Annotated in this window: 14 protein-coding genes; 11 read left to right on the top strand and 3 right to left on the bottom strand. The window is 41.5% G+C overall.

Going from position 1 to position 16408, the window contains the following annotated elements; all coding sequences use genetic code 11:
- Window positions 1–332: 332 nt before the first annotated feature.
- The 5 genes from otnK to NST31_RS00690 all read left to right on the top strand — a co-directional run bounded on the left by otnK (window position 333) and on the right by NST31_RS00690 (window position 5786).
- Complete coding sequence (gene otnK, locus NST31_RS00710; protein WP_077113049.1) at window positions 333–1610, top strand: 3-oxo-tetronate kinase; 1278 nt, start codon at window positions 333–335, stop codon at window positions 1608–1610.
- Complete coding sequence (locus NST31_RS00705; protein ID WP_077113050.1) at window positions 1603–2208, top strand: class II aldolase/adducin family protein; 606 nt, start codon at window positions 1603–1605, stop codon at window positions 2206–2208. Before otnK ends, NST31_RS00705 begins: the two co-directional genes overlap by 8 nt.
- A 946-nt stretch (window positions 2209–3154) precedes the next feature.
- Complete coding sequence (gene metA / locus NST31_RS00700; protein WP_077113499.1) at window positions 3155–4093, top strand: homoserine O-succinyltransferase; 939 nt, start codon at window positions 3155–3157, stop codon at window positions 4091–4093.
- 140 nt (window positions 4094–4233) lie between these two features.
- A complete protein-coding gene (locus tag NST31_RS00695) occupies window positions 4234–4662 on the top strand; it encodes a cell wall hydrolase (protein WP_077113498.1) in 429 nt (142 codons plus the stop codon).
- A gap of 101 nt (window positions 4663–4763) precedes the next feature.
- Entirely contained in the window at window positions 4764–5786 is a 1023-nt protein-coding gene (locus tag NST31_RS00690) for a hypothetical protein (protein WP_339163347.1), read from the top strand.
- A 22-nt stretch (window positions 5787–5808) separates the two neighbouring features.
- Here the strand turns inward: NST31_RS00690 and NST31_RS00685 are convergent, their stop codons facing one another.
- Window positions 5809–6972, bottom strand: coding sequence for a glycosyltransferase (locus NST31_RS00685; RefSeq protein ID WP_077113496.1), 1164 nt, complete (start codon window positions 6970–6972; stop codon window positions 5809–5811).
- A gap of 67 nt (window positions 6973–7039) precedes the next feature.
- Between NST31_RS00685 and NST31_RS00680 the strand changes: the two genes are divergently transcribed.
- The 5 genes from NST31_RS00680 (at window position 7040) to NST31_RS00660 (ending at window position 11815) form a co-directional block, all read left to right on the top strand.
- Window positions 7040–8476 (top strand): UDP-N-acetylmuramoyl-L-alanyl-D-glutamate--2,6-diaminopimelate ligase, encoded by a 1437-nt coding sequence (locus NST31_RS00680; protein ID WP_339163345.1) that lies wholly within the window; start codon window positions 7040–7042, stop codon window positions 8474–8476.
- A gap of 71 nt (window positions 8477–8547) precedes the next feature.
- Entirely contained in the window at window positions 8548–9402 is an 855-nt protein-coding gene (locus tag NST31_RS00675; protein WP_339163344.1) for a metallophosphoesterase, read from the top strand.
- A gap of 115 nt (window positions 9403–9517) precedes the next feature.
- Window positions 9518–9859, top strand: a complete 342-nt coding sequence (locus NST31_RS00670; RefSeq protein ID WP_077113493.1) for a PadR family transcriptional regulator — start codon at window positions 9518–9520, stop codon at window positions 9857–9859.
- Window positions 9856–10368, top strand: a complete 513-nt coding sequence (locus NST31_RS00665) for a hypothetical protein (RefSeq protein WP_339163342.1) — start codon at window positions 9856–9858, stop codon at window positions 10366–10368. The genes NST31_RS00670 and NST31_RS00665 overlap by 4 nt, the downstream gene beginning before the upstream one ends.
- A gap of 7 nt (window positions 10369–10375) precedes the next feature.
- Window positions 10376–11815 carry a serine hydrolase domain-containing protein gene (locus NST31_RS00660; protein WP_339163341.1) on the top strand — a complete coding sequence of 480 codons (1440 nt, stop codon included), beginning with the start codon at window positions 10376–10378 and terminating at the stop codon, window positions 11813–11815.
- A gap of 381 nt (window positions 11816–12196) precedes the next feature.
- Here the strand turns inward: NST31_RS00660 and NST31_RS00655 are convergent, their stop codons facing one another.
- Both NST31_RS00655 and NST31_RS00650 read right to left on the bottom strand, forming a co-directional pair.
- Complete coding sequence (locus NST31_RS00655) at window positions 12197–13222, bottom strand: cytochrome d ubiquinol oxidase subunit II (RefSeq protein WP_339163338.1); 1026 nt, start codon at window positions 13220–13222, stop codon at window positions 12197–12199.
- Entirely contained in the window at window positions 13219–14565 is a 1347-nt protein-coding gene (locus NST31_RS00650) for a cytochrome ubiquinol oxidase subunit I (protein WP_339163336.1), read from the bottom strand. Before NST31_RS00650 ends, NST31_RS00655 begins: the two co-directional genes overlap by 4 nt.
- 647 nt (window positions 14566–15212) lie before the next feature.
- Here NST31_RS00650 and NST31_RS00645 point away from each other — a divergent pair.
- Window positions 15213–16406 (top strand): FAD/NAD(P)-binding oxidoreductase, encoded by a 1194-nt coding sequence (locus NST31_RS00645; RefSeq protein ID WP_339163335.1) that lies wholly within the window; start codon window positions 15213–15215, stop codon window positions 16404–16406.
- The last annotated feature ends 2 nt before the right edge of the window (window positions 16407–16408 follow it).

Genomic DNA, 16408 nt, shown 5'->3' with positions numbered 1-16408 from the left:
TTCATGCGGTGCTTTAATCCGGTGATGAGAAGGGGAGCTAAGACTATGATCGCAAACGTCCTGTTGGCAGCTTAGGCAGCGACATCCACTCGCTTCGCTTGCGCTCGTACTGGACCTCTTTGTGACCGGCTTCTTCGAAAAAACTTATGCTTTTTTTCGTGCGATCACGATACTATCGAAGCTTTTCTTGTTCTTTTGCCTCGAATCAATCGAACTTTTACCGGCAGTTGCCCCCTTACTTGCATGAGTGTTTTTTCTCGACTTCTTTAGGCGGGGGTTGCTTACTGGCAGTTAATATGATGAACAAAATCAAGTGAAGAAGGGAATGTATTATGGGGAAGATCATTTTAGGAATTGTAGCAGATGATTTTTCAGGGGGGAGTGATGCAGCCTCTTTCTTGGTGAAACAAGGGATTAAAACATTTTTGTATAATGGGATTCCCGAACTGCATGAGCAGAAAATGGAAGACAATGTAGCTGTTGTTATTGCGCTGAAAACAAGGACAGCTGAGAAGCAAAAAGCAGTCGATGAATCCATGAAAGCTTTTCAATGGCTTCGGGATCATGGCGCAGAACAGCTTTATGCTAAATACTGCTCCACATTTGATTCCACAAAGGAAGGCAATATCGGGCCAATCATAGACGAAGTATTAGAAACGTATGGAATCAAATATACGATTATTGCTCCGGCGCTTCCTATCAATGGGAGAATCGTTAAAAACGGGCAATTAATTGTGAATGGTGTCCCTTTACATGAGACTCATATGAAACATCATCCATTAACACCAATGTGGGATTCAGATCTTGCCCGTCTACTGGAACCACAAGGCAAGTATCCGAGTATTAAGCTCAATTATGAAAGTCTTGAGCGTTCTAAAGAAGAAATTATGGAAATGATGGATGAATTCGGCAAGGATAAGAAACATTTTTATGTTATCCCTGATTATATGGAAGAAAAGCATGCGCAAAAAATCGTAGAGCTTTTTGGAGATTTGCCGTTCTTAACTGGCGGGTCCGGCTTGATGGGCGAGCTAGGAAAAAAATATAAAAAAGATAACGATCAAACGAACATTATTACAAGCGGGACTTCCGGAAAAGCGATTATTTTGGCTGGAAGCTGTTCCGCGGCAACGTTGCGGCAAATCGAAGAATTTATAAATTCTGGAGGCAAAGCAATCAAAATTGAACCGTTACAATTGCTTTCCGGCACACTATCAAAAGAGGATTTATGGAAAGAAATTCAAAGCTTACAAGAAGAAAAAATATTAATCTATAGTTCTGATCGCCCTGAAAAAGTGAAGGAAGCGCAAGAAGCCGGGATGGAAAAGATATCTGCCATATTGGAAAGCACTACGGCGTACATAGCAAAAAAAGCGGTCGAAAACGGCTTTTTCCGAGTTATTGTCGCAGGGGGAGAAACGTCCGGCGCAGTAACCAGGATCTTGGGATATAATGCTTACTATGTAGGAGATAGTATTGCTCCCGGCGTACCGATTATGGTGCCGGTTGAAAATAAAAAAGTACGTCTTGTATTAAAATCTGGCAATTTTGGTGATAAGGACTTTTTCATTAAAGCGGTGGAAATGACAAGAGGTGATATAAATGGCTGATTTGCAATCAAAATATGAGGAAGCCATTTGGATTGGAAAAGTTCTGTTTGACCGGGGAAAAGCAACAGGGTCTTCCGCGAATATGAGTTTTTTACACGATCATAAGATGTATATTACGGGAAGTGGAACATGCTTTGGCAACTTGAATGAATCAGATTTTGCGATATTGACTATGGAAGGGGAGCATGTTGCGGGAGTAAAGCCAAGTAAGGAGCTTCCTCTTCATCGAACGCTTTACGAGAAAGATTCCGCCACTAAAGCGGTCATTCATACCCATAGTATTTACTCAACTCTTTGGTCTTGTTTAAAGCATGAAAATGAAAAAGATATTATGCCATCATACACTCCTTATTTAAAAATGATGATCGGAACAATTGGATTAATTCCATATGGGAAGCCCGGCTCCGAAACACTGTTTCGTCATTTTAGAGATCGGGTTCATGATAGTGATGGCTATATTTTACAAAATCACGGCCCCGTTGTAGGCGGAAAAGATTTAATGACCGCGTTTTATTGCTTGGAAGAATTAGAAGAAAGTGCAAGAATTGCTTGGGAATTACGGAATGAAGGTAACCGTGCAGTTTTGATCGATGCCTAAATATGTCAGTTCCTAGTGCATAGGTTATCCACCTGTAGCTTGGATTGATGAGCAGATTTAACCGACTTCAAGAGTGTTTTGCTTGAACTGACGAATCAATTTTGCCAAACGGTGCTGGGAAATAAGCAAATACGGAACAGCAAAAGGGGTCGGGACAAAACCCTGTAAAATGAAATAAACCGCATGGAATCAAGTTTAAAAACGGGGTGGTTACCCCTTGATTTCACGCGGTTTTATTTTCGCGATTTTTACGAATATGAATCAGCTTTCAAAAAAATCCCTATCATCGCTACGTCAACATAGTTCGCTTTCCGCAGGTTTCTTCAGCTTCCTTGGAAAGCAAAAGTCGCTTTCCTGCGGGATCTTCAGCTCGAGCTATTCCCGCAGGAGTCTACCTATTTTGACTACGCTAAAACGTTGCGTATTATACACTGGACAATTTATCCGGCATGTAAGGTGCCGTAAGACTCCCACTTCAAAATCTTGAGTGAATACAAAAGGTCTAAGTGGAAGAAAACGGCACCTAAATGCCCGATTGGTTCAACTAACATCCAGTAGGAGATGGAAGAAAACTCCTACTGAATGGAGTTTCACTTTATTGTTCGTTTTTTCATCAGCTGATTTAGTTGTGACCCAGCCTTTTGTGAACCCCTGATGAATGTCCGTGCACGAAACAGCTCTATATGTAGCTTGTTAATCTTTTTAAATCCTTTTATGTCTGGTTCCTTCCTCTTTAATACATAGACTGAAGTGTGGTGATCAAAATAAGCTTCGTCCTTTGAAATGAACCATTCAATCTCAAAACGTGCCGCTTTTCGTCTAGTAGCTTTTCCAAATGTTAAACAGAAATGAAAATTCTTAACTTAAAATGGAATAACCGTTGCTGAAATTTTCATTCAGCTTTATAATAAGTTTTATTAGCTTGTGAAAGCAGGAGGGGTTTTGATTGCCAATTAATATTCCGAAGGAAATGCCGGCGCGGGAAATTCTTGACAAAGAAAAAATATTTGTGATGGATGAGGAAAGGGCCAGTACGCAAGATATCCGTCCTCTTAATATACTTATTTTAAATTTGATGCCCGAAAAAGAAAAAACAGAAGTTCAATTGCTAAGGCTTTTGGGCAATACGCCGCTCCAAGTGAATATTACTTTTTTACGCATGGAAACCCACCAGTCTAAAAATGTGAGCAAATCGCACTTGGAACAGTTTTATCAAACGTTTTCCGATGTTGAAAAATACTATTTCGATGGATTGATCATTACGGGGGCGCCTATTGAGCATCTGCCATTTGAAAAGGTGAATTATTGGGAAGAATTAAAAGCGATTATGGAGTGGTCCAAGGAACATGTAACATCTGTCATGCACATTTGTTGGGGAGCACAAGCCGCGCTTTTTTACCATTACGGAATCGGAAAATTCGAATTGCCGAGCAAGTGTTCCGGTGTATACAAACATAAGGTGTCTGATCATAAAATAAAGCTTGTCAGAGGTTTTGATGATATATTTTTGGCTCCTCATTCGCGTTATACAAGCATCAGCCGCAAAGAAATTCATGACCATCCCGAACTGATTTTGCTTTCGGATGGAGAGGCGGGGCCGTTTTTAATCATATCGAAGGATGAAAAGCATATTATGATTACCGGGCATCTTGAATATGATACAGACACACTGGCAACCGAATATGAACGTGACATCAAAAAAGGACTGGATATTCGCGTTCCAGAAAATTATTTTCCAAATAATAATGCAAACGAAGAACCTGTCAACACGTGGAGATCCCATAGCCACTTGCTGTTTTCTAACTGGTTAAATTATTACGTTTACCAAGAAACTCCTTATGAACAGGATCGAAAAATCAAAGTTGAGTATCCGACTTCGCTTTAATTTGTTGGGGGATGAATATACCGTCCCTCGTTTTTTATGCTTTCTGTCATGAGGAAGAACAGCCTGTTTCACCATTCAACAAACCGGGCGCGTGTCAATATACTATTCATGGATCGCAAAGTGAATTCGGAGGTGATGGCATGGCGGTCGTAAAAGCCAGGGAGTCTGATATCGATTTGCTGGCAAGACTTTTAAGGGCTGAAGCAGAGGGTGAAGGAATCCAAGGCATGTTGCATGTAGGAGCGGTTGGAGTGAACAGAATCCGGGCAAATTGCTCTGATTTTGTTGGAATTAGAACAGTTCCGCAAATGATCTACCAGCCCCATGCGTTTGAAGCGGTAATACATGGTTATTTTTACCAAAGGGCAAGGGAAAGTGAAAGAAGGTTGGCGAGAAGAGCGATCCGGGGGGAGAGACAATGGCCCGCCAAATACAGCTTATGGTATTTCCGCCCGGAAGGAGACTGTCCCGCTCAATGGTATGGCCAGCCGCTTGTCGCTCGGTATAAATCACACTGTTTTTATGAGCCGACGGGAGAAGAATGTCCGAATATTTACAGCACCTTTTGAATTGTTTGCAAACCCGCAGGAAGTGCGGGTTTTTTATTAGATTGAATTTACAGACTTTTTAATTGTAACATGATATATTAAAAGGGAGAGGAGGAATTTTTGTGGCGATTACGTTTAGAATGGAACCCGAAATATTTACGTTTTATGATGGTGAAGGAAACACAATTGAGCGCAAAACGGAGGTGCGTTTCGATCCGTTGACAGGGGAATCATCCCGGCTTGTTTTTGATCCCGGCTTACACATTACCCCGGCTGATTATCAGAAGGCGGCCGAACAAACAGAAGGTGCCAAATGTCCTTTTTGCCCGGAAAACATTATGAAAATGACACCTGTCTTTTCAAAAGAAATGACAGAAACCGGGCGGATCGTAAAAGGTGAAGCGACTTTATTTCCCAACCTGTTTCCGTATAGCAAACATAATGGTGTTGTAGTCATGTCGCGCCAACATTATGTGCGTTTAGAAGAATTTACACGCCAATTGATAAAGGATGCCTTCATGGCCGCGCAGACATACATACAAAGAGCCGCAGCCTTCGATCCAACAGCAACATATGCTTCCATTAATTGGAACTATCTTCCGACATCAGGCGGCAGCATCATCCATCCTCATCTGCATGTCATTATTTCAGAGACCGGGACAAATTACCAAGCATTGACAGGAAGCAAAGCCGATTCATTTGAAAAAGAAACAGGAAAGGAATTTTTTACAGCGCTTTATGATGCGGAAAAGACGATAGGAGAACGGTGGATTGGGGAAAAAGGAAATGTTGCCTGGATGCATGCCTTTGCTCCCAAAAGCCATCATGATTACGTGGCTCTTTTTAAGGGGTGCCACACTTTTGATTCGATTACAGAAGCTGACTGGGATCATTTTGCAGCCGGACTGCAGGCCATTTTTTCTGCTATGCGGGAACAGGGCTTTTCGAGCTTCAACTTTATTTTATCGGCTGATCCCAAGGGAAAAAGCCCGATCCACGCCAGGCTTATTCCCCGGTTAACGATTGGCGCATTACATACAAGCGATATCAACTTTTTCCAGGCGCTTCATCAGGAGCCGCTTACATATAAAGTGCCTGAAGATGTTGCTTCGTTTGCGAGATCCCGCTTTCATGAACAAGTGTAGAGGGAGTCTGGGTCCATGAGGCTCAGGCTCTTTTCAGCTTCTTTAAATGATGGATAATAAAGGAGTGTGGATCGGTAAGCTCGATTTGCTGTTTGTACTGCTCTTTTTTTGACTGATGATCCTTTATATCGCTTTTTAATACCCTTAACATTTCTTTTTCGGGATTGATGCCTCTGTCCCAATTGCTTAATTCTTGTACTAAGCATTCCTCTTTTAAAAAACGCAAATTTTGTTCTTCTTGGCCGGGCAGGGCATCATATACAAAAATGGGCAAATCTTTTGCGATGCACTCGCTGATTGTTACACCTCCCGGCTTCGTTATAATAGCGTCGGCTTCTTCATACAGCCGGTTCATCTCTTCTTTTGATGTAATATAAGTCAAGGGTTCAATGTATGGGTCGTTGTGTTGCTTAACATATTGGAAAAGCTTTTCATTCGTTCCGCAAAGAACTTTATATTGAATATTGCCCGATGGCTGCAACATGAAAATAAACCGGCGTATGGAACCTGCCCCCATATTTCCTCCAGATACTAAAACAGTAAGCTTTTCTTTTTTGTCCCGGTTCTCCCGTTGAGTCTGGAACACGGGATCGATCGGAATGCCTGTAATATAAATTTGGCTTTCCTTAATTCCCATTCTTGCCAAATGGTTTTTTACATGAACGCTGGGAGCGAAATGATAATCGATCCATTTCATCCCCCATAAACTGTTGACAAAATAATCAGTATAGACATTGATGGCCAGTCCGTCCCATATCCTCATTTGTTTAAGGCGGGATAACAAATAGGAGGGAAAAGCATGGGTGCAGATAATGGCATCCGGTTTGGCTTCATCAATCAGTTGCTTCATTTTTGCTAAAAAGAACAACTCATATGCAAAGAAGCGATGTTCCGCTTTTCTTTCTTTTACCGCCGCAAATTTATAAAGGGAGCTGTATAGGTTTGGAAAGCGATGAATCCAATACAGATAAGCGGAGGATACAAGATTTTCAAGTTTTCCGTAGCTAAATGACAATAGATCAACTTTTTCACACTGTATCTCTGTTTCGCAAGTCTCCAATTGCCTTTTCATGACATCGGCAACATGGTGATGACCCGAAGGAATGTTCAATAAAGGCAAAAACAGGATACGGAACAATGATATGCACCCCTTATCGTATTCTTTTTTACCCCCTTGTATTTCCATTCATATTTTCTTCCTTCAGTACAAAAATATCAATAAAAATATGCCGAAAAGGGAGAAGTCCCGAAAAATGAAATTAAGTCAATTGTTGGAAACGATAGACGAACATGATGAATGGAGGCCATTTCATCATATAGAGGTAAATGGCATCGCCACAAATTCAAAGCTCATACAACAGAACGATTTATTTATTGCGATCAGTGGTTATCGCCATGATGGCCATCAATTTATACCGGAAGCTGTCAAAGCTGGTGCGGCGGCAGTTATTGGAGAAAAAGATCTCCGACTCCGGACAATTCCGTATATGAAGGCGGAAAACAGCCGGAAGGCTCTTGCCAGATTAGCAAAAGCTTATTATCGGCCGCCGTTAGAGAAAAAAGTGTTGATAGGTGTAACAGGAACGAACGGAAAAACAACAACATGTTTTATGATTAAGCATATATTGGAACAAGCGGGTATTTCCTGCTCCATGTTTACCAGTGTCCAGAACATGATAAATGGACAAAAACGGGCCTCATCCTTGACAACGATAGATCCTCTTAACCTGTATAAGCTGCTTTCAGACAGCCGGGATGATGTGATTATTATTGAGGTTTCGTCACATGGAATGGCCCAGTTCCGGGTTGAGGGAATTGAGTTTGATTATTGTTTATTTACAAATCTGGATCATGAGCATCTTGACTATCATAAAGACATGGATGAGTACTTTCATGTGAAAAGCAAACTTTTTCAACAGTTAAAGCCAAAAGGAAAAGCGATTGTGAATGCCTATAACGAGTGGGGAAAAAAGGTCGTTCAGGAATTGCGATCCAGAGGACAAGCCACCCATGTCATTGGCGACGAAGAGTATCCGTTGCAAATTATCCGTAACAATCAAAAGGAGCGTCCCATCGCTTTGATGAAGACAAAGGAGAAATCACTGGAGTTAAAGCCTGGCGTGTTGGGCATCCATAATCTTTACAATGCTGCGATGGCGTTTTGGACGGCAAGAATGCTGGATTTGAACGAAGAAGAAATCATTTCCTTTTTAGCGTCGTTCAAAGGAGTTCCCGGCAGACTTGAACTGTTTCTACATCAAAGTGAAGCGATTATTGTGATTGACTATGCCCATACAGCCGACGCTTTTTTTCATTGTTTGAACACCGCACGTTATAATGGCGCAAAACGAATTATTCATGTGTTTGGATTTAGGGGAAGCCGTGATGAGAGCAAGAGACAGCAAATGGTGAAAATGTCTTCGCGATTAAGTGATTTTATCATTCTTACATTAGACGACTTAAACGGCATTTTATATGAGGAAATGGTTGGTCAGCTTCACTTGCTAAATGAGGCGAATAAAGGAATTGTGATCCCTGATCGAACGTTAGCCATCGAGTATGCTGTCAAAAATGCCCGTAAAGGAGACTGGATCGTGATCACTGGAAAAGGAACGGAAACTTATCAGCAAACATTTTCGCTTCCTGCAAGATCCGACGTTGAAACAGTTCGTTTCGTCTGCTCCCAATAAATATCCATAAATTACAGGTTAAAACTCCTCTCATTTCTCTTTATAATGGAGTGGTGAGAGGAGGATCATGAATGTTCATTGTTACCATCATGATGGCCATCCTCATCGGGATTGTCATCTATAAAGGCTATCAAAATACTCATTCTGTCGTTATGAACGAAATTCATATAAATCATCGTTCTGCTGATCGTGCTGGCGGCAGTTCACTGAAAATCTTGCATTTATCCGACCTGCATCTTGAAAATATTTCAATTTGCCCAAACACGCTATATCATCGTGTAAAAAAACTCGACATTGACCTCGTTGCGGTGACGGGTGATTTTTTAGACCGAAAGCGCAGCCTTCCAAAGCTCATCCCATACTTGAAAGTTCTCAATAAATTAAATCCCTCATACGGCTCATATGCTGTTTTTGGCAACCATGATTATGTCTTAAAAGACAAATACTTTCATCAGCTTAAAAAAATACTGAATGATTTTGGCTTAAAAACGCTGCAAAATCAAAATGACCTGATTCAAATCGGAAACAAACGGATCAATATTATTGGCATCGATGACTTCAGCACCAAGCGCAGCAACTTAAAAGAGTCTTATAAAGGAGTGGGAAATGGATATAATCTCGTTTTCACCCATGACCCGAATGTTGTCCTTTCGATGAAAGAAGAATATCATTTCGACTATCTTCTTTCCGGCCATTTCCACGGCGGGCAAATTCATTGGCCAAAACCATACCATCTTGTAAAAATGGGAAAATTAGTAAAAATGAATATGGTCAAAGGGTTGCACCACTACAAAGAACGGCCGTTCTATATCAACGAAGGCCTCGGCCAAACAGGTGTGAATATCCGGATTGGAAGCCGGCCAGAAATTACTGTCCATAACGTAACCATACCGGAAGAAGTTAAAGAGGTTGGGGCAGCTATGTAGTCTTTCTTGAAGCGGTTCCTGAGGGGAGCGCTTTTTTTGATGGAAAAAAAGCATAGTATATATTTGTAAAAAATATATACTTGATTGAAATATATATTTCTGTTACATTTATCCCATGGATAGGACAAGTTTAATCAAAGGCCATTTAGAAATGTGTGTATTATCGATTTTATCAAAGGAAAAAAGCTATGGGTATGAAATAATGAAAAAGTTGGAAGAACACAATTTGAAATTGAAAGGAGTGGGAAGCATTTATCCCATCTTGACGAAGCTCAAAGAGCAAGAATGGGTCCATACACATCGTGAAATGACAGAAAGCGGCAAGGTGAGAGTTTATTATGAAATCAATGAAAAAGGGAAATTGTACCTTCAAAAGAAGATCATTGAATGGTTGGAACTGCAAATGGATATTAAATCCTTACTGCGAAAAGGGTTGAAAGGAGAGCTTTTAGAATGAACATTCACTTAACCTTGGCAGAAAAGCAATTTTTACATGAAGTGATGACAGAACTCAAGCAATATCAAATACATTCAAAGGATAGAAGAAATATTAGACTGCAGCTTCTGGAGCATATCCAAGAATCGCGTGAACACGGCCAAGACAGTATCCAAGATTTGGGGGAGCCGACAACATTTGTCAAGGATTTTTTAGAAGTGAATGGCATAGATCTCCATTCTAAAATGAAGCAAATACAAAAATTCAAAAGCAGGCCAGGATTGTTATGGGTGACAGGCCTCTTTGCTTTTATACTGGCTTATCTCTGCTCTCAGCTTATACTATCGATGTTTTTAACAGAAGCCTTTAACCCGCAAAAAACATATAACTCCTTTGATTATCATATTTTTTATCGGATTTCGGAACATTCATGGTGGAATGTCTTACTCATGATGATTAGCATATCTGCATCCTTGCTCGTTTCCGCGCTTGTGGTGTTTTCTATGCGAAAAATAAAAGGATACAGGTGAAAAAAGCATGAAAATACTGCAAGTGAAAGTCGTTTTTGTATGCTTATTATTAAATCCGTTCATGTTATTTCTGCCGGTCGCGAATGTCTCCGCCGAACGAGATATTCAGGTTGAGATAGACAATTATGTAGAAGCCTATTTAGAAGAACAACGGATTCCGGGGGCCGCTATTGCTATTGTACATGAAAATAACCTCTTTTATTCTAAAGCGTGGGGTATAACAGGAGAATCGGGGGAAAAAGTAACGACTAAGACACCTTTTACGATAGGATCAATCAGTAAGTCATTGACTGGACTAGCCATCATGAGATTAATAGAAGAAGGTGCTGTGAACTTGGAGGACCCGGTCCAACAATATCTTCCATGGTTTACACTAAAAGATCGCCAAGCCGCCTCGCAAATCACTATTAAACATTTATTAACGCAAACAAGCGGAATGAGTACATATTCAGGTCTATCTATATCGGATCAAGAATCTCAAGATATGGGCATGATCCGGGAGAATACAAAAAGTTTGTCGAATGTTGCGCTAACCGCCAAACCCGGTGAAAAACACCAGTATAGCAATGCCAACTTCTTAATTCTTGCCGCTATCATTGAAGAAGTGACAGATCAAACTTATTCTGAGTACATGGAACAGCAAGTTTTTTCGCCATTGGGGATGAAGCATGCAGCGGCTGATAAGCGTTCGGCGTATGAAAAAGGATATTTGGCCGGTTACCAATCATGGTTTGGAATTCCCCGAAAGAGTGCCGTGGCTTATGATAATGGAGGCGCGCCTTATGGATACATAACTGCGAGTGCGGAAGATATGGTCCATTTTATATCGTTGCTTCGTCAGCAGGAAAGTCCTTTTTTAAGCAAGAAGACGATGGACCTTTATACAACTCCTTATGTTCAAACCGGTGAACATCGGTATTATGGTCTTGGAATAAGGATTACAAACCCAGATTCTACAGAAGAAATAATCTGGCATTCAGGCTCAACCCCTGATTCGCATGCTGAGGTGTTCTTTATGCCAGAAACCGGTTGGGGTGGAGCGATTCTTACGAATAAAAATCATATTTTAGAAGAAGAGGCACTCATCTACCTGAAGCAAGGGATCATCAACATTTTACATGGAGAAGAACCTGTTGAAGTTCCTGAATACACACCTACTGTTCAATTTATCATGCTTGGAATCATATGTTTGCTTCTTGCCATGTGTATTTATCAGTTAGTCAAGGTGAAATCAGGAACAGTTCGCAAAAGAAAGTTGTGGCGTATTTCCGGAGTCATCCTGTTAGGTTTATCCATTGCCATTATTCCATTGTTCATTTATAGTACAGGCTCCCCGTGGCATTCGATCACATTATTTGCTGCTGATATCGCTTTGCTTACGCTAGTATTAGTTGCCTTGTTGGCAGTGAATGGGATATCCATTATCATCAGATCATTTAGAAAATAAAAAAGTGAAAATTGTTCAGCTTGTAGAAAAAGTGCTCTGCAAGCTTTTTTATTTCAATAGGATGAATGTATGTGTTGTAATTCATTTTTTTACGGAGCGGCGAAGCTGGCAATTATTCGGGAAAGCTTCATCAGCTAAAGGAGGGAGGGTCAGAATCAAGCTGGAATTTATCCAATTCAATCGTTGGCTAAGTGACAGGTGAAAAGGGAAATAAAATGAGCCCAAAGAACGAATCCCTCTTCGTCTTTGGGCTACGAATCCTCAATTATTTTTTGACGGCGTCATCTTTTGGCGCCGACCAAAAGGCAGCAATGATAGAAACAATCAAAACGATAAATGGAGCATAAAAGATAAAAAATTGTTGCATGTTAGAACCCCCGTTTAAGCTTTGTTTTTCTTATCGCCTTTTACATAATTTTTATCAAAAAGGAACAGCCGCAATAGCAGGTACAGGGATGGGATCAATAATCCAAGGCCCGCTATGAAAGCGATGATCAGCGAAATGGCCATGGCTTCATTTGTAAAACTGTCATAAAGTGTTAAATGCGGATACAGCAAATACGGATAATGAGAGATGCCATATGCATAAAATGCAAGAGCAAATTGGCCTACAAGCAGCCAGAACGCTCTGCCGTAATGTTTTCTTTTCCAAATGAGCCATACTGTATTTAGAAACAGCAAGAAAGAAAGGGCAAACATCCACCATACATCGAGCATTCTGTCAAAATGTTCTATGTTATGACGCCGAAGCTCAACGATAATTCCGGAGGCCGTGATAATTAAAGGCAAAGACCAGATGAGCGCATACTTGCGCATCAATTCTGTTGCTTTTGTGTCATTGGCTTTGTTCGCGTACCAGGTTAGAAAAACAGCTGAAATATAGAGAACGGCCACGACACTAAGAACCACGATGCTCCACGTGAGCGGACTCTTGAAAAGAGCCAAGTAATCAAGTACAGGTTGGCCATTTTCGATGGATACGAACCCGCCTTCAGAAATGGTGAGCACGATCGACAGGGAAGCCGGGAGGAACAGGCCGGATAATCCATACATGAACGAGTATCCTTTATGTCCTCGCGAACCGTATGTTTCAAATGCGTAATACGAGCCCCTGATCGCCAACAACAGAATCGAAATGCTCACCGGGACAAGCAGTGTTGTTCCATAATAGAAGGCTGTCTTGGGAAAAAACCCAACGATACCGACGAAAAAGAAAACGAGAAAAACGTTGGTCACTTCCCAAACGGGAGACAAATAACGCTGAATAATGTTGGTTAAAATATGCTGCTTTCCTGTAAATAAACTGTATGCGTTGAAAAAGCCCGCACCGAAGTCTATGGAAGCGACGATGACATAACCGAACAGAAACGTCCAAAGCACCATGATTCCGATAATTTCAAGATTCATTGAATGACACCGCCTTTTTCCGCCTCGCGGTCTTCCAACTCGCGTTCGACCGGGTTTCGTCTAAACATCCGGCTTAAAATGACGACACTGCCAATCGCAAGAATCACGTATAGCCCTGCGAATAATATGAGCATTAAATCAACTTGGTCGCTTGAAGTGGCTGCTTCGGCCGTACGCATGATACCCCGGAGAACCCACGGTTGTCTTCCGACTTCCGCCAGCCACCAGCCCATTTCGATGGCGATTATCGATAACGGTCCGCCAAGAACGATCAACCAGCGGAACCACTTTGTATGAATGAATGCCCATGACCTCTTTGTGCCCAACCAATAGAGGAAGGACAAAAACATCATCCATACGCCGATCGTTACCATAATGTCAAAGAGATAGTGAATATATAATGGAGGGATCTCATCCTCCGGAAATTCCTCCAGACCTATCACTTCTGCAGAAGGTATTCCATGCGCCAAAATGCTGAGTGCCTTTGGAATTTCAATGGCGTATTTTACTTCTCCATTTTCCAGCGTCCCATATAAGATAAGGGGTGCATCGGCTTCTGTTTCAAAATGCCATTCGGCCGCAGCCAATTTTTCCGGTTGATATTCCGCCAAATATTTACCAGAGAAATCTCCGATCACTGCAGTCGCAATCGAAAAAATCAACCCAAGCTTCATCGTTAAATAAAGTGCTTTTTTATGATAAATATGATCGGAGCCTTTTATCAATCGGAATGCGGCAATGGCTGCCAATACAAACGCGGAGGTCATATAGGCGCTTGCGACAACGTGAGCCACCTTCGTCGGCATGGCCGGGTTGAACATGGCGAGAATTGGATTGATGTTTACAAGCTCTCCATTCACAATGTCAAACCCTTGCGGCGCATTCATAAATGAGTTTACCATCGTGATAAATACAGCTGAAAACGAGGCGCCGATGGCAACCGGAATGAGCAGCAATAAATGCTTGCGCTGGTTTTCAAACCGATCCCAAGTATATAAATAGATCCCTAAGAAAATGGCCTCAAAGAAAAAGGCGAAAGTTTCCATAAATAACGGCAAAGCAATTACGTTGCCCGCCAATTCCATAAAGTTGGGCCATAGGAGCGATAATTGCAAACCAATGGCTGTCCCGGTGACAACACCAACCGCGACCGTAATAACGAAACCGCGTGTCCATCTTCTTGCGAGCAAAATATAATGCTCATCGTTCTTTTTGATCCCGACCCATTGGGCGATCATAATCATTAAAGGAACTCCAACACCGATAGTGGCATAAATAATGTGAAAAGATAGAGTAAGCTCCGTCAAAACTCGGCTATAAAATAACGCATCTTCGTTGATCAATCCTATTCACCCTTTTCGTTTAACTAAATATCCGGCCGAGGAGTGATAATAGCATGATGATCGCAACACCAAATGCAAGTCCGATCAAATAACGTTCATGTTTTTTATACAAAACACATCACCTCTATTCTTATCATACCCTCATTTTCTTTTTTGGAACGGATATTGTGTGGCAAATTCATCTCGTCTTTATGATAAAAAAGTGAAATCCAGAAGGTGTTTGAATAGAGTGAAAACAACAGAAAGACAGAAAAGTTATTTTCATATAATGTTGAAGGTGGGCAGTTGCGGCATCATGACCAGGTCATAAAAAGGCTTCTGATATTTATGGTAGGTCATAATACTTCATGATGCAATTGAATTGCATTCATCACCTTGAAATCAAAAAACATAATTGAATATTATTCATTCATTGCATGCAACGGATTTTTAGTGGGTAGCAGATGTTGGCACAAAAGTTATTTAATGAAGTAAACATGAAATTTCTCCCGGCATATAGCAGTTAAAGGGTTGGTGTTGGCGCTTTTCTTGATCGAAATGGATTTCACGCAAAGACGGCATAAATTTCTGTAACAGCCACTATATTAGTAAAGGCAAGATTTCATTTGCAAAGCTTTTTTTCAAAGTAAAGCCTGGGGGGGAACTATGTGGGCGAGCATTATCGGGTTGTCATCATTGGCGGCGGCACCGCCGGAATTAGTACGGCGGCAAGGCTGTTGAAAGAATTGAAAAACCTGTCCGGAGAGATTGCGGTGATTGATCCGTCTGACAAGCATTATTATCAGCCGCTTTGGACACTGGTTGGCGGCGGTGCGGCTAAAAAGGAAGATACGGTCAGAAGCATGGGCCAACTCGTTCCGGATGGAGCCGTTTTGATGAAAGATGCGGCAGTTTCGTTTTATCCGGAAGAGAATGTCATTGATCTGGCGGATGGCTCCAAAGTTTCTTATGATTATTTGGTTGTGGCAGCTGGCATTGAAATAGACTGGGGCGGAATTAAAGGATTGCGAGAATCGATTGGCAAAGGCGGTGTTTGCACCAACTATTCCTACGAGTATACCGATTATACGTGGGAGGTGATTCGCGGCTTTAATGGGGGAAATGCCGTGTTTACCCAACCGGCAACACCTATTAAATGCGGAGGGGCACCGCAGAAAATAGCATACTTGGCGGAAGATTATTTTACCCAAACAGGTATTAGGCATAAAACGAATGTCATTTTTGCATCAGCCAACCCGGCCATATTTGATGTTGTCAAATATCGGAAAGCGCTCGAAAAAGTTTTGGATCGGAAAAAAATCGATGCCCGGTTCCTGATGAATTTGACAGAAGTACGCCCTGATGCAAAAGAGGCGGTATTTGAACATATTGAAACAAAAGAAGAAGCTGTTATTCGCTATGAAATGCTGCATGTTACTCCTCCGATGCGGTCGCCTTCCTTTATTAGAAACAGTCCCATCGCGGATGAAGCGGGATGGGTCGATGTACACCCGCGTACGCTCCAGCATACAAAATATGAGAATATTTTTTCTCTCGGTGATTGTTCCAATTTGCCAACTTCGAAAACCGGTGCTGCCATTCGTAAGCAGGCTCCAGTAGTCACGGAGAATATCATTGCAATGATGAAAGGGGAAGTGCCTGCCGCCACATATGACGGATATACTTCTTGTCCGTTGGTAACGGGATATAACTCTTTGATTCTGGCTGAATTTAATTATGATAAAGAGCCGGTTGAATCATTTCCAATAGATCAGGCGAAGGAACGGAAGAGCATGTATATGTTAAAAAAGGACGTTTTACCCATTATGTATTGGAATGGGATGCTGAAAGGAACGTTGTAAAG

The sequence above is a fragment of the Siminovitchia sp. FSL W7-1587 genome (assembly GCF_037963795.1).
Taxonomy (GTDB): Bacteria; Bacillota; Bacilli; order Bacillales; family Bacillaceae_C; genus Siminovitchia; species Siminovitchia thermophila.
This window is presented reverse-complemented; position numbering and strand designations above follow the sequence as displayed.